General features: G+C 48.2%; 23 protein-coding genes. 11 read left to right on the top strand and 12 right to left on the bottom strand.

Going from position 1 to position 18,583, the window contains the following annotated elements; all coding sequences use genetic code 11:
- Positions 1–100 precede the first annotated feature (100 nt).
- The 3 genes from mnmA to rluE form a co-directional block, all read right to left on the bottom strand.
- A complete protein-coding gene (mnmA, locus tag J1778_RS07255) occupies positions 101–1,210 on the bottom strand; it encodes a tRNA 2-thiouridine(34) synthase MnmA (protein WP_217172598.1) in 1,110 nt (369 codons plus the stop codon).
- Between the two features lie 247 nt (positions 1,211–1,457).
- Entirely contained in the window at positions 1,458–1,904 is a 447-nt protein-coding gene (locus J1778_RS07250; protein ID WP_217172597.1) for an NUDIX hydrolase, read from the bottom strand.
- Positions 1,897–2,523 (bottom strand): 23S rRNA pseudouridine(2457) synthase RluE, encoded by a 627-nt coding sequence (gene rluE, locus J1778_RS07245; RefSeq protein WP_217172596.1) that lies wholly within the window; start codon positions 2,521–2,523, stop codon positions 1,897–1,899. The genes J1778_RS07250 and rluE overlap by 8 nt, the downstream gene beginning before the upstream one ends.
- A 132-nt stretch (positions 2,524–2,655) precedes the next feature.
- Between rluE and icd the strand changes: the two genes are divergently transcribed.
- Positions 2,656–3,909 (top strand): NADP-dependent isocitrate dehydrogenase, encoded by a 1,254-nt coding sequence (gene icd, locus J1778_RS07240; protein WP_112291085.1) that lies wholly within the window; start codon positions 2,656–2,658, stop codon positions 3,907–3,909.
- A 329-nt stretch (positions 3,910–4,238) separates the two neighbouring features.
- Complete coding sequence (locus J1778_RS07235) at positions 4,239–5,747, top strand: sensor domain-containing diguanylate cyclase (protein ID WP_217172685.1); 1,509 nt, start codon at positions 4,239–4,241, stop codon at positions 5,745–5,747.
- Positions 5,748–5,785: 38 nt separating this feature from the next.
- On the opposite strand, the gene J1778_RS07230 is transcribed toward J1778_RS07235, so the two are convergent.
- Positions 5,786–5,968, bottom strand: a complete 183-nt coding sequence (locus tag J1778_RS07230) for a hypothetical protein (RefSeq protein ID WP_217172684.1) — start codon at positions 5,966–5,968, stop codon at positions 5,786–5,788.
- A gap of 350 nt (positions 5,969–6,318) precedes the next feature.
- Here J1778_RS07230 and J1778_RS07225 point away from each other — a divergent pair, with 350 nt between their 5' ends.
- Positions 6,319–6,606 (top strand): hypothetical protein, encoded by a 288-nt coding sequence (locus tag J1778_RS07225; RefSeq protein ID WP_217172595.1) that lies wholly within the window; start codon positions 6,319–6,321, stop codon positions 6,604–6,606.
- A gap of 68 nt (positions 6,607–6,674) precedes the next feature.
- Here the strand turns inward: J1778_RS07225 and J1778_RS07220 are convergent, their stop codons facing one another.
- The 3 genes from J1778_RS07220 to J1778_RS07210 form a co-directional block, all read right to left on the bottom strand.
- Entirely contained in the window at positions 6,675–6,890 is a 216-nt protein-coding gene (locus J1778_RS07220; RefSeq protein WP_217150930.1) for a hypothetical protein, read from the bottom strand.
- 146 nt (positions 6,891–7,036) lie between these two features.
- Positions 7,037–8,677 (bottom strand): ABC transporter substrate-binding protein, encoded by a 1,641-nt coding sequence (locus tag J1778_RS07215; protein ID WP_217172594.1) that lies wholly within the window; start codon positions 8,675–8,677, stop codon positions 7,037–7,039.
- A 127-nt stretch (positions 8,678–8,804) separates the two neighbouring features.
- Positions 8,805–8,996 carry a YdfD/YebW family protein gene (locus J1778_RS07210; RefSeq protein WP_095921376.1) on the bottom strand — a complete coding sequence of 64 codons (192 nt, stop codon included), beginning with the start codon at positions 8,994–8,996 and terminating at the stop codon, positions 8,805–8,807.
- 201 nt (positions 8,997–9,197) lie between these two features.
- Here J1778_RS07210 and J1778_RS07205 point away from each other — a divergent pair, with 201 nt between their 5' ends.
- Positions 9,198–9,443 carry a DUF2766 family protein gene (locus J1778_RS07205; RefSeq protein ID WP_015697897.1) on the top strand — a complete coding sequence of 82 codons (246 nt, stop codon included), beginning with the start codon at positions 9,198–9,200 and terminating at the stop codon, positions 9,441–9,443.
- Positions 9,444–9,493: 50 nt separating this feature from the next.
- On the opposite strand, the gene J1778_RS07200 is transcribed toward J1778_RS07205, so the two are convergent.
- Positions 9,494–9,730: a YobH family protein gene (locus J1778_RS07200; protein ID WP_112291078.1), complete on the bottom strand. Its 237-nt coding sequence runs from the start codon at positions 9,728–9,730 to the stop codon at positions 9,494–9,496.
- 182 nt (positions 9,731–9,912) lie between these two features.
- The gene (locus J1778_RS07195) at positions 9,913–12,606 is read right to left on the bottom strand and encodes an autotransporter outer membrane beta-barrel domain-containing protein (protein ID WP_217172593.1); all 2,694 of its coding nucleotides are present in this window, start codon (positions 12,604–12,606) and stop codon (positions 9,913–9,915) included.
- Positions 12,607–13,381: 775 nt separating this feature from the next.
- Here J1778_RS07195 and mgrB point away from each other — a divergent pair.
- The 4 genes from mgrB (at position 13,382) to J1778_RS07175 (ending at position 14,710) form a co-directional block, all read left to right on the top strand.
- Positions 13,382–13,504 (top strand): PhoP/PhoQ regulatory lipoprotein MgrB, encoded by a 123-nt coding sequence (mgrB, locus tag J1778_RS24705; protein ID WP_338019639.1) that lies wholly within the window; start codon positions 13,382–13,384, stop codon positions 13,502–13,504.
- 143 nt (positions 13,505–13,647) lie between these two features.
- A complete protein-coding gene (locus tag J1778_RS07185; RefSeq protein ID WP_217172591.1) occupies positions 13,648–13,920 on the top strand; it encodes a YebO family protein in 273 nt (90 codons plus the stop codon).
- Between the two features lie 115 nt (positions 13,921–14,035).
- The gene (locus J1778_RS07180) at positions 14,036–14,338 is read left to right on the top strand and encodes a phage protein NinX family protein (RefSeq protein ID WP_217172683.1); all 303 of its coding nucleotides are present in this window, start codon (positions 14,036–14,038) and stop codon (positions 14,336–14,338) included.
- Between the two features lie 135 nt (positions 14,339–14,473).
- Positions 14,474–14,710, top strand: a complete 237-nt coding sequence (locus J1778_RS07175) for a DUF4060 family protein (protein ID WP_013576199.1) — start codon at positions 14,474–14,476, stop codon at positions 14,708–14,710.
- Between the two features lie 58 nt (positions 14,711–14,768).
- Here J1778_RS07175 and J1778_RS07170 read toward each other — a convergent pair whose 3' ends face one another.
- Complete coding sequence (locus J1778_RS07170) at positions 14,769–15,059, bottom strand: hypothetical protein (RefSeq protein WP_217172590.1); 291 nt, start codon at positions 15,057–15,059, stop codon at positions 14,769–14,771.
- 184 nt (positions 15,060–15,243) lie between these two features.
- On the opposite strand from J1778_RS07170, the gene J1778_RS07165 reads away from it, so the two are divergent.
- On the top strand, positions 15,244–16,233 hold the full coding sequence (locus tag J1778_RS07165; RefSeq protein WP_217172589.1) for an MBL fold metallo-hydrolase: 990 nt from the start codon (positions 15,244–15,246) through the stop codon (positions 16,231–16,233).
- Positions 16,234–16,354: 121 nt separating this feature from the next.
- Here J1778_RS07165 and J1778_RS07160 read toward each other — a convergent pair whose 3' ends face one another.
- Positions 16,355–16,672, bottom strand: coding sequence for a hypothetical protein (locus J1778_RS07160; protein WP_217172588.1), 318 nt, complete (start codon positions 16,670–16,672; stop codon positions 16,355–16,357).
- Positions 16,673–17,346: 674 nt separating this feature from the next.
- On the opposite strand from J1778_RS07160, the gene J1778_RS07155 reads away from it, so the two are divergent.
- Together J1778_RS07155 and cspE are read left to right on the top strand one after the other, a co-directional pair.
- A complete protein-coding gene (locus J1778_RS07155; protein ID WP_071823629.1) occupies positions 17,347–17,463 on the top strand; it encodes a DUF2627 domain-containing protein in 117 nt (38 codons plus the stop codon).
- Between the two features lie 41 nt (positions 17,464–17,504).
- Positions 17,505–17,714: a transcription antiterminator/RNA stability regulator CspE gene (gene cspE, locus J1778_RS07150; RefSeq protein WP_002221949.1), complete on the top strand. Its 210-nt coding sequence runs from the start codon at positions 17,505–17,507 to the stop codon at positions 17,712–17,714.
- 85 nt (positions 17,715–17,799) lie between these two features.
- Here cspE and J1778_RS07145 read toward each other — a convergent pair whose 3' ends face one another.
- The gene (locus J1778_RS07145; RefSeq protein WP_217172587.1) at positions 17,800–18,513 is read right to left on the bottom strand and encodes a purine nucleoside phosphorylase YfiH/LACC1 family protein; all 714 of its coding nucleotides are present in this window, start codon (positions 18,511–18,513) and stop codon (positions 17,800–17,802) included.
- Between the last annotated feature and the right edge of the window lie 70 nt (positions 18,514–18,583).

Raw genomic sequence — 18,583 nt, 5'->3', positions numbered from 1 at the left:
TCTAAACACAGTTCGGAATCAGTGCAGGGCATCACAGTCGGGCAGAAATAACGCGGGACGCCCGAAAGCGTCCCGTATTCAACGATATATTTACTGCGTATCAGGCCTGAAGCGGCAGGCGCTGTTCGATGATGCCGCCTCCCAGACAAATTTCACCCTGATAAAATACTGCAGACTGACCCGGTGTAACGGCAGCAACGGGGGCATCGAAACGTACCTCGATGCGGTCGTCACCAAGCGGTGTCACCACGCACGGAATATCTTCCTGGCGGTAACGCGTTTTCACGGTACAGGTCAGCGGTGCGGTCAGCGTTTTGCGATCGACCCAGTGCAGCTGTTGTGCAATCAGACCGACATTCATCAGGCGCGGATGTTCGTGTCCTTGTGCGACGTAAAGAATGTTGTTCTCCACATCCTTTTCCACCGTGTACCACGGTTCTTCGCTGCCGTCTTTCTGGCCGCCGATGCCCAGACCTTTACGCTGGCCGAGTGTGTGGTACATCAGTCCCTGATGCTGTCCCATCACCTGACCGTCAACGCTTTTAATCACGCCCGGTTGTGCCGGTAAATAGCGGCCAAGGAAGTCACGGAATTTACGCTCACCGATAAAACAAATGCCGGTAGAGTCTTTTTTCTTCGCAGTGATCAAATCCAGGTCTTCGGCGATACGACGAACTTCCGGTTTTTCCAGCTCACCGACCGGGAACAGGCTTTGTGCGACCTGTTCGTGACCGAGCGTGTAGAGGAAATAGCTCTGATCTTTGTTGCCGTCAACGCCGCGCAGCAAATGGCTGACACCGTCGATATCCTGGCGGCGCACGTAGTGACCGGTTGCGATGTAATCCGCGCCCAGATCTTCAGCCGCAAATTCCAGGAAGGCTTTAAATTTGATTTCTTTGTTGCACAGAATATCCGGGTTAGGCGTGCGTCCGGCTTTATATTCCTCAAGGAATAATTCGAACACGTTGTCCCAATATTCCGCCGCGAAATTCACAGTGTGCAGTTGGATACCCAGCTTGTCACACACGGCTTGCGCATCGGCAAGGTCAGTGGCTGCTGTGCAATATTCTTCGTCGTCATCCTCTTCCCAATTTTTCATGAAGAGGCCCTCAACCTGATAACCCTGCTGTTGCAGAAGGTACGCAGAGACAGAGGAATCGACACCGCCGGACATCCCGACGATCACTTTTTTCTGGCTGTTGTCAGACATAATAGTCCCGAAACACATGAATTAATTGCCCGGTACTGTTGGTATTTTTTCTGATGTTTGTCCCACGAGGATGAAGGCCGCGCGCAACTAAAACACTTCAGAACCCGAACACCACAGAAACCCGGACAGAGAGGCACTGCTTTACTACGATTTCACGCGAGGTAAATCGTGAAGCTCAAAATTTTATCACGTCAGGCCGGTTGCTGCATCGCTGATTCACCACGTGGCAACAACCGGCAGGGGAGGGTTATTCCGGCAGGTTGAAATTGTGCAGAATTTCCAGAGGATAACGCGGAGATTGCTGATAACAGCGAATACTTTCCGCCACCAGTGGCGAGCGCAGTTGCGCAGAACCGATAATTTCTTCGGCTGTCACCCAGCGGCAGCGGTCGATATCATCATCCTGCGGCGCGGTTTCCAGCATTTCTGGCAGGTCAATCACAAAGGCAAAACGCAGAAATGGTGTGGCGTCGGGTGCCTGCCACTGGTGCAAACCCAGGAAATATTGTGGATCCGCGCGGATACCGGTTTCTTCATACAACTCACGTTTTGCGGCACTGACTAAGGTTTCATTGGCCTCGAGATGACCGGCAGGCTGATTCCAGGTGACTTTGCCGTGAATGGTTTCTTCGACAACCAGAAATTTTCCCTGTGCCTGAACGATGCAGGCGACAGTAACGTGCGGTTTAAACATGTGGAATTTCCTTCCATTGGCCGGGTTGTAAGTCGCCGAGGGTGAACTCGCCCATGCTAAAGCGGATCAGGCGCAGCGTCGGGAATCCGACATGTGCCGTCATGCGGCGTACCTGGCGGTTTCTTCCCTCGTATAACGTGATTTTCAACCACGCCGTCGGGATAGATTTGCGCTCACGGATTGGCGGATTGCGGGCCCACAGCCATTCCGGCTCATCAACAATTTCAGCACCCGCGGGCAGTGTCGGCCCGTCTTTGAGTGTGATGCCCTCGCGCAATGCTTTTACTGCGGCGTCATCCGGTTCGCCCTCGACCTGAACATAATAAACTTTGCCGGTGCGTTTGCCCGGCTGGGTCAGCGCAGCCTGCAGTTTGCCATCGTTGGTCAGCACCAGTAAACCTTCGCTGTCGCGATCGAGACGGCCTGCGGCATAAACATCTGTTAACGAAATGTAATCTTTAAGTGTTGCCCGACCGGCCTCATCAGTGAATTGTGGCAGGACATCAAAGGGTTTATTGAAAAGGATCACCTTTCTCGGCCCTTTTGGGGCAGATTGTTCTTTGGCAAGCCTTTTGCTGAAACGTTTAACGTTGTGATTTTTAAAAGATAGCGGGTTCATAGGCATTGAAGTTGGAGAGAATTAGCGCATTATACTTGAAAAATGTTTCGGATTGGCTAGCGAGAAATATTCGAGTAATATCGACCGGCATCTTACAAATTTTTAACAAAAATGCGCTCGAAGGAGAGGTTAATGGAAAGCAAAGTAGTTGTTCCGGCTGAAGGTAAAAAGATTACAGTAGACGCTCAGGGTAAACTGGTCATTCCTAATAATCCTGTTATCCCATTTATCGAAGGTGATGGCATCGGTGTTGACGTAACCCCAGCCATGATCAAAGTCGTTGATGCGGCTGTTCAGAAAGCCTATAAAGGCGAGCGTAAAATCTCCTGGATGGAAATCTACACCGGCGAGAAATCCGTAGAACTGTACGGCAAGGACGTGTGGCTGCCAGAAGAAACTCTGGACCTGATCCGTGATTACCGTGTTGCTATCAAAGGCCCACTGACAACTCCGGTTGGCGGCGGCATTCGCTCCCTGAACGTGGCACTTCGCCAGCAACTCGATCTGTATATCTGCCTGCGTCCGGTTCGTTATTACACCGGCACTCCAAGCCCGGTTAAACGTCCGGAAGACACTGACATGGTTATCTTCCGCGAAAACTCCGAAGATATTTATGCGGGTATCGAGTGGAAAGCCGGTTCTGCTGAAGCAGATAAAGTGATCAAGTTCCTGCAAGACGAAATGGGTGTGAAGAAAATCCGTTTCCCACAAGATTGTGGTATCGGTATCAAACCTTGCTCCGAAGAAGGCACCAAGCGTCTGGTTCGCGCGGCGATTGAATACACTATCACCAACGATCGTGATTCACTGACGCTGGTTCATAAAGGCAACATCATGAAGTTCACCGAAGGTGCCTTCAAGGATTGGGGCTACCAGCTGGCGCGCGAAGAGTTCGGCGGTGAGCTGATCGACGGCGGTCCGTGGGTGAAAATCAAGAACCCGAACAACGGCAAAGACATCATCATTAAGGACGTGATTGCGGATGCGTTCCTGCAACAAATCCTGCTGCGTCCTGCTGAATATGACGTGATCGCTTGTATGAACCTGAACGGTGACTACATCTCCGACGCCCTGGCGGCGCAGGTTGGCGGCATCGGTATCGCACCGGGCGCAAACATCGGTTCTGATTGCGCGCTGTTCGAAGCCACTCACGGTACTGCACCGAAATATGCCGGTCAGGACAAAGTGAACCCGGGGTCAATCATCCTGTCCGCAGAAATGATGCTGCGTCATATGGAATGGTTCGAAGCCGCAGACCTGATCGTAAAAGGCATGGAAGGCGCTATCGCCAACAAAACTGTGACTTACGATTTCGAACGTCTGATGGAAGGCGCTAAGCTGCGGAAATGTAGCGAGTTTGCCGACGACATGATCGCAAATATGTAATTGCGATATTGTTGAAGAAACAACGGAGGCTTAATGCCTCCGTTTTTTATGTCCGCGAGTAACCGATAAATGTCTGTGAACAAGGGCAACGTTTCATAAAAAATTTCAATATCAATAATTTGAGTTAAGTCTGCTAAGGCTAAGTACAATTTTTTGTCGGGGATTCATACGGATAATAGTTTATTTTTTCGACCTTATTGTGCATCGGGGGGCTGCGATGTTAAATATGAGCCACTTTTTGACACAGGAATGACTTTTTGTTGCGCTCACTCCTTTCAAGCTCTCTGTTTCGTATTGATCTGCGACGCCTGATTCTGATTTTAGCTGTGATGAGCGCTTTTGTGACGCTCGCCAACAGCTTTTATGCCAGCTATCGTGTTCAGCGCCAGTTACTTATCGACAATACGCTCGAAGAGAACCGCGTTTACGCGACGAAACTGGCCGCCAGCACTGAACAGTTTCTAAAAAGCATGCAGAAACAGCTTGCCTATAGCAGCGTGATCGCGGCGAGAAATTTTGACGATCCTGCCGTTCTGCAATCTGAAACCGCACGCCTCAAATATCAGACCGACAGCTTTAATTCCGTGGTGCTCACTAATGCGCAAGGGCGGATACTGGCGACGTCGCCGGACAGTCTGCAACTGGTGGGCCATATTCTGAAAACGCCGGGTGCGCTTGAAGCACTGAAAGAACGCCGCCCGCTGATCAGCAAACCTTATACCTCTGTCGCGCAGAATCTGGTGGTCGTGATATCGACACCGATTTTTACCCCTGAAGGTAAATACCTCGGATACATCGCAGGTACGATTTACCTGCGCCAGAAGAGTATTTTGAATGAGCTGCTGGGCGAGCATTATTATCGCGACGGTTCTTACATTGCCGTGCTCGATAAAGAACGCCGCATTCTCTATCACCCGGATGCCTATCGCATCGGAGAAGTGTTGAAGCCTCGTCCGCTGACCGAGGCAGTGAGAAAAGAATCCAATGGCAGCCTGATGGTCACGAATCTTGCCGGGCAGAACATGCTCGCCGGTTACGCTGTTGTTCCTTCGTCGGGCTGGGAAATTATTACTCAGCGGCCGACGAGTTCGACTCTTAAGCCGCTGGAAGGGCTAATGGTCAAAGTGCTGAAACATCTGACGCCACTCGCGCTGCTGACGCTGATTTGTGTCTGGCTGTTCTCCAGAATGATAGCTCGGCCGCTCTGGTTACTGGCGCGAAGTGCTAACGAAATGGATAAGCCTGATATTTCCAGCAACATACGTGAGATCCCTTCGTGGTATTTCGAGTCGAACCAGCTCAAGCGTGCTTTGCTGATTGGCATTAATTTATTGCAGAAGAAAATCGGCAAACTGAAATTCGAAACCCAGACCGATCCGATGACGGGCCTCTTCAACCGGCGCGGGCTGGCCATGGCACTGGAATCAGTGGTGCAAATGCGTCAGCAGTTTTCTGCCATTGCGCTGGATATCGACCACTTCAAGTCGATCAATGATTCTTACGGGCACGACACCGGTGATGAAGTGATCAGGTCACTGGCCGAACAAATCCGGCATAACGCTCGTGAAAGTGACATTCTGTGCCGCGTGGGCGGAGAAGAGTTTCTGGTGTTGCTGCCGGACACGACACTGGCAGAAGCAGAAATGATTGCCGAACGTCTGCGCCAGAATGTGGAAATACGGGTGCTGCCGGGGATCCGCCCGATTACGATTTCATTAGGGGTTTCTTACTGGAATCAGCAGCAGGGCGAACCGGAGACGTCACTGAAACGAGCCGATGAGGCGTTATACAAAGCCAAACAAGAAGGGCGTAACCGCGTGGTTGTTGTGCCTGAATAACGTTTTGCTAAGTCAGGGCATCGTCAGCCCTGACCGGGTTATTTACCGCTGGCTGCTTGCTGTTTCTTTGCCTGCGCCGCCAGATGATGTCCGATAGCGCATCCGGCGACCGCCCCGATGACAGCGTGATGTTTCAGGTGACCCGCAACTCCGCCGACGACCGCACCTTTCAGGCAGCCTTCTGCCTGCGCCAGTGAGCTCACCAAAAGCATGGTCATCATCGCTACAACCAGAACCGTTTTTTTCACCTGATCTCTCCAAAATGAACAAATAATGCTGTGGCAGAAAATGTCATATCCGGTATGCGCCTGTCATTTTGCTATCTGTAAGCAGGTGCTGCTGATGTTACGTATCCGCGACGTACAGCACGGCGCAGTCGGTCATTTGAGTTAGGTAGCAGTTACATCTGCACGGGTGTTTAATGATTCATTGAACAATGGTTTACATTGTCAGCCGAGAACGTGCAACGTCTCACTTTTTTAACTCTGCTAAACTTAATGTCAGTAACCGGCGAAGAACTTTCTACTTCGCTGTCTCCGGTTATTTTCCACCCGTGAAGAAGGATGCCGCTATGACGCATCAAGAGCAATTGCAGGCCCTGATGGTTCGCATTGACGCGCTGGAACAACGTGAAAGACAACTGACTTATGCCTCAAATGCCTATCAGGCCATTCTGACGACATTGTTGGGAATTGTGGACAAAACCACTCGTGACCGGGTGATCAGCATGGTTGATCAGGCGCATGATGTGGCTTATGCCAAAGCCAGTCTGGAGCAGAAGGGAAACATTCTCGGCGCAGATGACATCACGCAGCGCATTTTCTTATTTGCGCAGGGGCGTGCGGCGCAATCTAAATAACGGCAGGCTGATGATGGATAAACGACTCGTTACCCGAAAAGGTTGCGAGGTTTCTGGTTGTCTGTAAATCAGGAACGTCGGTCAGCTTTGAGCATATTTATCGCCGCACCTAGCAGGATACGGCGCTGGACGCCGGTGGCCGTGACCAGTTGTTCATCGAGATACCCAATCAGCGCGTCGGCACTCAACGGCTCACCTCTGTGGCGCATCTGAATCACGCCATCACCGATAATACGCGCGACTTCGTCCCAAAGCGGTTGGATCTCACTTTCCGAGAATTTCATAACAGCTCCCGTTTGTGTGATTTACGTACAATCTACCATCTGAGTGGCATGTGGCAAGTGGGTTAACGGAAAGAAAGAGGAGGGCTGAAGGGATTTGAAGTGCCTTTCCTTACGTAATGAATTGCCGCAAGGAAAGGCTGGCAGCATTAGTGCTTAATTACGTACAAGTCTTTGGTGTAAATATAATTAAGCAGGCTGTCATTGAAGCCTCCGACATACGGTTTCACCAGACGTGCGCTGACATAGTGATATAACGGAATAACCGGAGATTGTTCAGTCAGTATCTGCTCTGCCTGCTGATAGGCTTTGCCAACGTCGGCTTTATCCGTCGCTTTCAGGGCATCATTCAGCGCCTGATCATAGGCTGCATTACTGAACTTCGGCGTGTTCTCGCTGTTGCCTGTGCGCAGCGTATTCAGGAAAGTGGAAGGCTCGTTATAGTCTGCAATCCAGGCATAACGCACAACTTCGTACGTCCCCTGATGCATGGTGTCGAGCATTGTTTTCCATTCCTGATTCTGTAAAACAGCGTCCACACCGAGATTCTTTTTCCACATTGACGCGGCGGCAATGGCAATGCGCTGATGTGATTCAGAAGTGTTGTACAGCAGATTGAATTTCAGCGGATGATCCGGACCGAAACCGGCTTCAGTCAGCAGTTTTTTGGCTTCTGCATTACGCTGTTCCTGCGTCAGGCTGGCTTCTTTAGGTTTAGCGAAAGTAAATCCACCGGTATTATCTGGCGATAAATGCCATGCCGGAGTTTGCCCCTGACCTAACACTTTATCGGCAATGATCGATTTATCAATGGCCAGATTCAACGCTTTACGTACCCGCACATCGTTAAACGGCGGTTTTTGCGTGTTCATCGCATAGTAATAGACGGCGAGGTAAGGGCTGACGTGAACCTGCGAGCCCAGTTCCTTTTTCAGTGAGGCGAACAGCGGGGAAGGTACGGTATAGGTGATGTCGATTTCACCGGCTTTATAGCGGTTAACATCCGCCGTCCCTGACGCGATCGGCAAATACGTCACTTTATTAATGACGGTGTGCGCATTGTCCCAGTAATTCGGGTTGCGGACGGCAGTGATGCGTTCGTTGACTGTCCAGGTATCGAGTTTGAAAGGACCGCTGCTGACCAGATTTCCAGGCTGAGTCCACTTATCACCGTATTTTTCAACATCTGCCTGGCTGATGGGTGAAAGTGAAGGGTGCGCCAGCATGCCGAGGAAATAGGAAAGCGGCTGATCGAGAGTAATCTCAAGCGTTTGTTTATCCAGCGCTTTGATACCTAACTGATCGGCGGGTTTTTTGCCGTCAATGATATCAGCGGCGTTCAGCACATGCATGCTGCCGAGATAGCTTTCATAAGGTGAAGCTGTTTTCGGGTCGATCAGGCGTTGCCAGCTGAAAACCACATCCTGCGCGGTAATCGGTGAGCCATCAGACCAGACAATGCCGGGACGTAAATGGAAAACCCAGGTTTTGTTATCTTTGGTTTGCCAGCTACCGGCAAGCGAAGGCTGCGCGTCACCCTTGCTATCGGTAGTGACCAATCCGGCAAACAAATCGCTGAGGATGTTGAATTCCACATCGCTTTCCACTTTATGCGGATCAAGAGAAGCGGGTTCAGAGCCATTGTTGCGGGTAATTTCCTGTTTGGCCGCCAGCTCTACACCTGCGGGAACGGTCGCAGCGTAAGTGGTGTAAGAGGCCATAAAGGTGGCGGAGAGAAGAAGCGCGAGAGGTATTTTTTTAAAGCTTCCATAAGTTTTACGTATCGTCATTGCCATTTCCTGCCCTGTCAATATGGTTAAATATCAATGAGTAACAGGATATTCATACCTTTGTTCAGACACTTTGGCAATCTTTATGAGACTTTTGTTATTACTCTGTGAAAGGCAACACAGTGGATCAGAAATCCGCGTTTTCGTGCGCCGGGATCCAATAGCCATCAATAAAATCTTCAATAGGATAGCAGCCGGCCTGCCGCAAGCCCTGCTGATGCATTGCAACGGTGCATTGTTTCTGAGTATTAAAGGCATCTACCACCAGGTCTTCACATCCTCCGCCCAGATAACAAATGGTCAAAACTAGAGCGAACATAGCGCGTCTCCTTCTTTGTCATCAGATTAAGCATAGAACTAATGTCTCCTTAAAAAAATGTAAGAGCGCGCGTTTGCTGCATATTTGTCCGGTTGAAAAGAGGGATAAAGGGCAGAAATGGCAGAAAAGAGAATTTCCATAAAGGGCATGATATCCTCGCGGCCATAATTTTTATGAATGACGTAATGGAAGGAGCAGCTCATGTCCGAATCTTTAAACAGAGAACAGGAAATTGAATCTGATCTGGTTGCATGCCAGCTGGTGATTAAGCAAATTCTGGATGTGATTGAAATTATTGCGCCGGCAGAAGTGCGCGAAAAGATGTCCCATCAGCTGAAAAGCATTGATTTCAGCAAGCATCCGGCGGGTGCCGATCCGGTAACTAAACGTGCAATTGAAAAAGCGATTTCATTGATTGAACTGAAATTCACTAAGCACGACAGCTAAAAACTATTGTCATGCCCGTACTGACGGGCATGACAACCTCAAAATGTGTGTTATTTATTATCGACCACTTCGCCGACTTTTTTGAAAATCGGACAGTTAGCGACGCCAATGACTCCGCTGTCAGAATGAATATACTGAGAGCTGACAATCCCTCTGGCCGTTAAGTACTGACATTTCAGACCTAATCCCGCTGCATTCTCGCTGCTCCCGACCGTCACGCCGTATCCTGAAAAAAGAAAAATAGCGTAAATCACGGCCAACACAATAATCGTCTTAACGATACCCATTCTGAAACTCCCTATATATCTGCTCCTGAATTATTCAGGATAATGATCAGCATAGTAGAAGTTATTTTTAAGGAAATGTCATTGCAGCAGATTCCTAATCAGCAACGCCCTGAAGTTGACCAAAAAATTGGCCCCGTTAAAGGGGCCAATACCTTACTGAAGAGTATTATCAGGCAGGCATTTTACCAGCGGTATTTCATACCCAGGTTTGCTGCCCATGGTTGATCAACATCGCTGCCGCCGAGGTAGTTGACGCCTGTGTAAACCGTGAAGTTCTTGTTCATGTCGAACTGACCGCCTAAACCAAGGCGGACAGCAGAACCATCAACGCCGTTATCGATACGGTCGCCATTGATGTTTGCATCGTTGTTAGCATCTTCATACACATACGCCAGAGTCGCGTAAGGACTGATGGCCTGATCTGCACCCAGATCGAAGGTATAACCCAGGTTACCCCCCAACTCATAACGCACGCTGTCATAAGCCTGATCGCTGACATGCATATTGTTGCTCATGCTGTAATCGTCATCGCCAATAAACACGCCAGTAATGCTTGCGTATGGAGTCAGATAAGCCTGAGGCGCGAATTTCCAGTCGTAACCCAGTTTCAGACCAAAGCCCCATGCATCAGTAGTGCTATCACCTGATACTTGCTGACCGTTGCTCATGGTGCTGTCAGCAGAGTTGCTGAAGTGGCTGTAGCTCAGAGAGGAATCAAAGAATGCGCCATTGTTGAAGTTCAGGCTGGAGTAAACGCGTGCTGACTGGCTGTCAGTATCCGCATCTGCATCATCCATAGACAGGCTGGATTTGGCGAAGCTTGCTGCCATACCGACCAGCCACTGGCGTTCGCCACCGCCTTCGGTGACTTTATCCAGACCAACCATAATGCCATTAACGTCCTGATCGTAATCAATTACGCCGTTGTCACCGTTTTGCTGACCGCCAAAGTAGTTAACCCACACACCGCCTTTGTCATTGCCCTGGGTGTGACGTGAACTGTTCATGCGGTTTTCTAAGGTGTCTTGTTCCATATGCCAGGTTGCTGCATTGGAGGAAGGCAGGCTCAGAGCAGCATTGGCGGTAGAGGTAATACCTTGCTTAGCCAGCACTACAGTATCGTTATACTGTTCAGCCTGATATTTATAAGCCCCCAGATCAGCGGTGTTAGCATGAGTAAAGGTCGCATTGCCGCCGTAGATGCGGATCAGCTCTTTATTCTGATAATCAGCAACCTGGCCTTCGCCTGTCGCGTTATCAATACGTACCTGATAATTACCGTTAGTCACACCATTGATGGACAGGTGACCATCAGAGTTGATACCGATAGTGCCCTGATCATAAACATAGTCAGCGGCAGTTTTGTCGCGTGCGTTGTTCATATCAGCGTTAAGAACATATTCACGGCTACCGATATCAAAAGTACCGTTATCAGTCAGAACCATATTATGCGTATCCACCTGACCCAGACCTAAGTTCAGTTCAGAACCGCTGCCTACAATGATGGTATTGGCATAAAGTGCCGCACTTTCTTCGGTCAGTGATGCCTGGCTGCCTGAGTTAAGGCTCAGTACATCGGTTTTAACGCCGCCATGTGCGGCAATTTTCAGGGTTGATGCATTGGTCAGAGAGATGTGATCTGCCAGTAATCCAGATTCAACAACATTCACCTGGGAGCGGTTATTGACGGTAAGATCATCAATGTTTGATGATTTGGTTGTGTCCCACTCGGAACCGTTGTTCAGTGCAACATTGAACAGACCGCTTTGATAAACGTCATCACCAATCAGATAGCCATTGGTGCTGCTAAAAACAGAACCCGGCCAGATGCTGTTAGTGCTGCGGTTATAGAGTGCTGAGTCCATCTGAACATCAGAGGTGGCTGCGCCAACCCATTTGCTGCCATTGTCCAGCGTCACGTTCAGTTCGTCTGTGTCATCCCAGCCATTGGTATCCAGCACACCATCCGCATTGCTGTCATAACCACCGACGTAATAGTTCTCGTCGAAGGTGCTGACAAAAGCGACGTCACCGGCGATGGTTGAGTTATTGAATACGGCATTGGTTTTCATTGCGTTATCAGCTGTTGCATTTGCAACAACAGATAAAGCGACGTCGTCTGCCTGAGAGCCTGCGGCACTAATATTGCCGTAATCGCTTGGTTTATCAGACTGGCCGTAGAAACCGGTGGTCTGCAATTCTGTGTATGAACCAGAAGTCAGTACGGAGTCATTAACTGTCAGGGTATTATCAAACGTATTGCTGTTATTAACGTCAGTATCAGCCCACTCGTAGCCTTGCGTCAGCGCAATACCAGCGACATGAGAGTTATTTTTAATAACAATGTCACTTTCCTGATCCAATGTCACCGCAACACCCATATCGTAGGTATTCAGAGTTTCGTGATCACGCACTTTATTGGCATCAGTTACGTCGTAATCGAAGTGCTCGTAAGTATCATTAATCGTGGAATTATCAATGGTCAGTTGCAAAGGCGACTGATCATAATCATTACGCGCTTCGCCGCAATCGCTCGTCATGCACTCAGAAGTAATCATGCCGTTGACAGTCGTGTTGGTGATATTCAGCGTGTTGCTATTGTTGTTATCAAAGCCCAAATAGTGAGTAGAAATAACGCCATTAACAACAGCGTTATTGATTGAAGAGTAGATGTCTCCGCCTGCGTAACTGTTATCCGTACCGTCATCATCCACATATCCACGATAGCCGATATGACCCGCCAGAGCAGAGTCATGATAGAACGTATCGTATACGGTGCCAGATATATCAGCTGAAATCGCCGCAGGTGCTGTTACTGCAACAGCGCAGGCCAGCGCTATTTTAGAAACGAAGAACTTTTTATTCCATGCATGCATTTATTAATCCCTCAACAAAAAATAGTCAGCATGAGTAAGCTGAAAATAATTCAGCCATTATGCTTTCATTTATATAACAGAAGAGACAGAAGAACTGTTCGACGGCGGGATGATATTTTAATGCATGGTGTAATTCAATAAGGAAGTTCCGCTGAAAGTTCATTAAATCAGGCGTTTTATATTTAATGGCTGCCGTATTTTTAGTTTGGCATTTCCTTTTAGATCTGAATAATTGCTTTATATTTTCCAAATAAATGTCTTTTATTAGTCAGCCGTTCAAACCGGTTAATTGTGGCCTGGTACGAGTCGGAATACGCGCAGGCAGGCAAGGCGGCTATCTTTCAGGGAGAAAGTATTCTGAGGTGTGTTCTTTAATGAAGTTAGTTTCCTTGTCCTGTTTCTTTTATTTCTATATCTAATGGCTTATTACAAGATTTACAAAGTTCATTTTTAAGAAATACCAAAGGTGGAAGTTTTTTTTAAAAGAAGATTGATTAAGTGGTTTTATTTGACGCAGGTCAACTCTGGTCAGACAGGTATATATAGATAAAATGTATGCATTTTTATTTATGATTTACGTATGTGATTATTTCAGAATGTTTACCCGGTAAAAGCCGACGCTTTGTTATATCGTTGTTTAAGATATTCGTCGTACTATGTCTTTCTGTTCAGTCATCCGTTGGACGTCGCCTTGAGCCCAGATAGACGCTGTTTAAACCAAAAGAGACCCGCCATCAAATTGAAAAAGCCTGTTTTCAATGTCAGGAGAATCGTGATGTTCGTCCTTTTCCTGCTCATTTGCATGGGTCTATACCTGCTTGCGCTCAACAGCTATTGCGATCAGGGCGGAAACTTTGATCTGGGCGTATGTGCGATCACTTCATTTATCCCTTTTTAGGGTATCTCTGCCTGAAATCCTATCTGCCGGCAGTCCGGCAGTAAGAAAAGGCTGTTTTTTCGTTAATGGATTTGTGAATGACTTCCCTGACCTGCCGGTGATGGTAAGATGAAGGCTCTGAACATTCAGTGGTAGGGTAGTCAATGTTTGATTTCGCAATGGGCCAAAACAGCCTGGCTTCATTGGTGCTGTGCGCACTCTCAGTTTTGTTATTTCTGCTGGTGTGGTTTTTTGTCAGCCGTGCCAGCGTCCGGGCAAATGAACAAATCGCTTTGTTGCATGAGATAGCTGAGCAACAGCGCCAGCAAACCGAGTTGCTCAAGGTTCTCGCTGCACAGGCAAGAGGCAAAGTGGCTCCTGTTGAAGCAGAGGAGGATTCTGCTCTCAGCCTGCGTGGTTTTATTCCTGAACGATAATTTAGTTGCGAAAAACCCGCTCTCTGGCGGGTTTTTCGCTTTTGTTATTCCTTCATAAATCTGTCTTATTCTTCGGGTAGTCTCCACGCATGTGCCTTGCAGGATGGAAGAACTGATGATCAAATGGTCGGAAGAAAACGATAGCGAAGTAAACCACAACATTGCTTTACTGACGGGAGAGGAACCTGAGAAGTGGTATCCTTACGGCGGTATGAAAGGCAAAGATTATTGCAACAACCCCTCCGACGCGTGGCCGATTATTTGCGCCAACAAAATCAGCATCAATTTTAAAGAGTTGCAGAGCGATCCCCTTTGGCTGGCTGAAATCAACAGCTCTCAGGGCCAGTGGCAGGCGCAAAGCAAACGGCCTCTTCGTGCAGCAATGGTATGTTTCCTGCTTAGTAAGACTTGCGCATAAGTTAAAGCGCAGAGATACTCAGATTGTGACAAAGTTTTGCAAAGAAGTGATTCGAATAAGCGTCGCATAAAGCGATGCGTATCAAGTGATTAATGTTTCCTCATTTTGACAGTTGTGTCTAAGGCGGAGTCCATTATGAAGCGCATCATTAAAGGTGATAAAACTCTCTCCCATCTGGTGGTTGCTCACGCAGCTATCGACAGTCATGAAAAAGCCTACGGCAAGCGCCGGCAGGGCTGGCCTTCTACCTATCTCATTAAGTATAAAGATGCGCGTGTTGCGGTCGAAGTCGTCACGCGCAGACAATCCTATGTTGCCACACTCATGATCGGCGCCAGAAATCTGACCAAACTTTGCGGTATGCCTGCCTGAAATCAGGAATACATCCCCGTAATCTCAAACCGTGTCGTTAAACCGACACGGTTTTGTTTTATACAGGCTTTCGCATCAGCTGGCGCCGGTAAGCATTTCCCCGACGGAAAGGGCGCTTCAGCAGCCTCGACATCAGGCTGATCAGGTCAAGCATCAGCAGCATTGTGCCGGTGATCGCCAGAACCATCAGCGTCAGAATAGCGAAGGCGATGACTTTCAGTGAAGCAGGGACTTTGATACGGCGAAAACGTGAGCTAAGCCACAGGCGACCGTACTGAGTCTGAATCTGCATAATATGCGTCAGTCGCGCAGTAAATGAGCGCGGACGTTGAGTCGTGTTCCTGGTCATAAATTTCCTCCTTTTTGAATGTCCTCAGTAAAACACACAGTTATTAAGATTTTCTTAACCGTTGATAGCTGCTGAACTGGCACATAATTTTTCACTTTCTCGCTGTAGTGTGATTATCAAATATGCTACTTAAAATGATGTAATCACATTGCGTTCAAACCGGAAAGCTTTCCCGTGGAGTTCTATGGCTGGTAAAAATCCGTATTACGATCCTTCAAAATCTCATCATACGCCTGACGGTTTCACCAATGTCGAACCGCAGAATCGCCGGGAGGGTGACTTCAAACGCTGGAGAAAAGAACGCAAAGCCCAGCGGCTGCCTGCGCCGCCAGAGAAAGGCTACGAACATTTCATCAGCCAGTGGTGGCAGAAAGCTGATTTTAGCGGAACGGATGATCGCTTATGGTTTTTAGGTCACGCATGTTTACTGCTCCGCGTGGCCGGGCGTTACGTTCTTATGGATCCCGTACTGTCGGATCGTGCCTCGCCGCTGAGCTTCTACGGACCTAAACGCAAAACCCCCGTCGCTGCACCCGTTGAAAAATTGCCTCCCATCGACGTGGTATTGTTTTCGCATAATCACTATGACCATCTGGATCGCGCGACCGTCCGCAAGCTGTTGCGCCGTTTTCCGGAGGTGCAGTTTATGGTGCCTTTGGGCATGAAGCCGTGGCTTGAGCAGCGCGGAGCGCGGTATATCGAAGAACTTGACTGGTGGCAGGAACATCAGTTTGGTGATCTGACTTTCTCAGCCGTGCCTGCGCGCCACTGGAGTATGCGGACATTTTGGGATCGTAATCAGTCCCTGTGGTGTGGCTGGGTCGTCAGAAACGCTGATTTGCGCTTCTATTTTTCCGGGGACAGTGGTTACAGCAATCAGTTTGAACTGATCGGTGAGCGTCTTGGACCTTTTGATTTAGCCGCAATTCCTGTCGGTGCCTATGCACCAAGATGGTTCATGAGTGCGCAACATATGGATCCGCAACAAGCGGTGAGTGTCTTCTCGCAACTACGCTGTCAGAAAGCCGTGCCGATCCACTGGGGTGTTTTTGAATTAGCCGATGACTCGCTGGATCAACCTTTAAACGAATTAGCAGAGGCTATATCTCAAAGTGACTCGCCTGAAATGGAATTTAAACCCTTAAAAATTGGCGCAAGCATTTCTAAAGACTGAATTTCATTTACCCATTCTTTACGGATTATAAAGTGGAATTTGGTGGTTATTAAATGAGAAGTATTATCAATTAAGGCGTTGATGTTATAATGCCTTACATTGAGAAGGGGTTACTGACTTGTTAATAAATATCCCCGTAAGGATTGTTTTTCCATGCGGGGATTTTTTTCGATGAAATAATTATTTGTTTCTGCAAGGGTAAAAACCTGCTGGCCGGATGCTCATCCCTGTGATTGCTTAAGATACAGTGTATTATGCTGATTGTGTCGCTGAACGCCATTCGCCCGTCACCGCCAATCGTGCCTGCTCGGGCATCGCTGTTTGCCTGTTTTTCAAGCCAATCAGAGCAATAATATGGGATTTTGATCACGGTATTAAATATAAAATCTTCATATTGATTTTTTATATATGAATAAGTCCTTTTTAAAATTTTGCGCAAGTGTTATACCGATTTAACCAACTCGCAAACTTTAATTCATTATATTGTTAAAAACGAGATGATAAGAAATAAGTATTAGACGCGTGGGGGGTTTAGAATTGTAACCCCAAGAGTTATGCGAATTTTGTGTATTATTAGATAAAGGGTGAAGACGCACGGTTTAGGTGCATTCATTGTGGTCTGCGTTCTGTTTTGCACCATTTTATCCCTCTGTGGCGTAATTGATTATTGCATAACCAGTCATATGGCCCGGATATGCGTTCAGGCGTTTGCCCGTTCTGTTGCACAAGTGCGCAACTTGCCTGACAGACGCGCTGTCACCCGAACCTGACCTGATCAGACGTGTTGCTTTGCCACGCCCTATGAGATCCCCGGCAAAAGGTTTTAGCCGATCTTGACAATAAAAATTCAAATAAAGGTGTGTTTTACGCTTACGGTTCTGCATTAAATGATCAATAATCAAAAACAGGTCGTTATTGTTTTGTTTGATATGCAGGTTAAACTGCAAAGCAGAAAAAAGCATGTCTATCAACATATTTCAGCATAACTGAACACGAAGTGCCTTTAACCGGCTCAAATATGTGCGACATGTCCATCACTGATTAAAAATGGCTTGCCATCGAATTCAGAGTATGTGATAACGCATCTGGGTAAAACGAGGTACAGTTCTGTATATGTGTGGCATTTTCAGTATAGAAGTTCTGAGTAAAGACGTTCACGTTGAATACCGCTTCTCTGCCGATTCTAATCTTAGTGCCTCAAGCAGTAACGACTCTAGTTTGTCTATGTAACGCCCACGGGCGGTTTAAACAATCCAAAGGAAATACTCAAGATGGCAAAGATCAAAGGTCAAGTTAAGTGGTTCAACGAGTCTAAAGGTTTCGGTTTCATTACTCCTGCTGACGGCAGCAAAGATGTGTTCGTACACTTCTCTGCAATCCAGGGTAACGGCTTCAAAACTCTGGCTGAAGGCCAGAACGTAGAGTTCGAAATCCAAGACGGCCAGAAAGGCCCGTCAGCAGTTAACGTAACTGCAATCTAAGCAGCGCCAGCTGTAAAAAAACCCGCCAAGGCGGGTTTTTTTGTGTTTGTTTTTCAGCATGTTGGGCTGTTATTGCAAGATCACTTTATCCCAGAATCACGATACCGGATTGCTGATTTCGCCCGCTGATGCCCGGATGCGAGGGGTCTTTTGCCCGCTGATGACTGTTACGCCGGAAGCTGGTGTATTTGAATGCTGTCCCCCCGGTTGTACAACCCGCGGTTGTACAAATCGTGCAGCTGCCAGCGTGGTCAATTTCGTAAAATCCCAAAACCTGTAGTTTAGCTTTTGCAATCGCAGCCAGATCAAGGTGACGATGACGTGGCGAAATCAGGGCAGGGGGGAAGTCGAGTTGTTGCATAAATGTATCCACAAGCTCCTGACTGACCTCGTAACAGCAAGCCTGCGCCGCAGGGCCGATGGCGACAACCCAGTCATGGGTATCACCTGACTGATTAATCCGTTGCGCCATTTTCTCCAGAATACCGTCGATAAGTCCACGCCAGCCTGCGTGAACCACGGCCACTTCTTTGCCATCTTTGCGACAAAAGATGACCAGCAAACAGTCCGCGGTAAATACGGCCAGAAGAATACCGGGAACGGAGGTGATAAATCCGTCCGCGTCGCCGCAATCCTGTCCGGGCTGAGTCACATCAACAATCCGGGTACCATGAACCTGTTTCTTTTCCGGGCGCGTGGCTTCAAAAGATTGCAGGTGAGCGGGAAGCAGGGATTCTTTATCACCGAAACCATGCAAAATGCCGGGGATGTGGCTGAGTAAAACTGAGTTGTCACTCATCTCGTGTCTCGGTCAGGAAAATGATATGGCTTCAGTGTAGCTGCCTTTTATGCGGATTTTCCAGCAGTTG

Origin of the sequence: Rahnella bonaserana (genome assembly GCF_019049675.1) — a bacterium.
GTDB classification, from domain to species: domain Bacteria; phylum Pseudomonadota; class Gammaproteobacteria; order Enterobacterales; family Enterobacteriaceae; genus Rahnella; species Rahnella bonaserana.
Note: the sequence above shows the minus strand (reverse complement) of the source record. Positions and strands in the feature narration are given on the sequence as shown.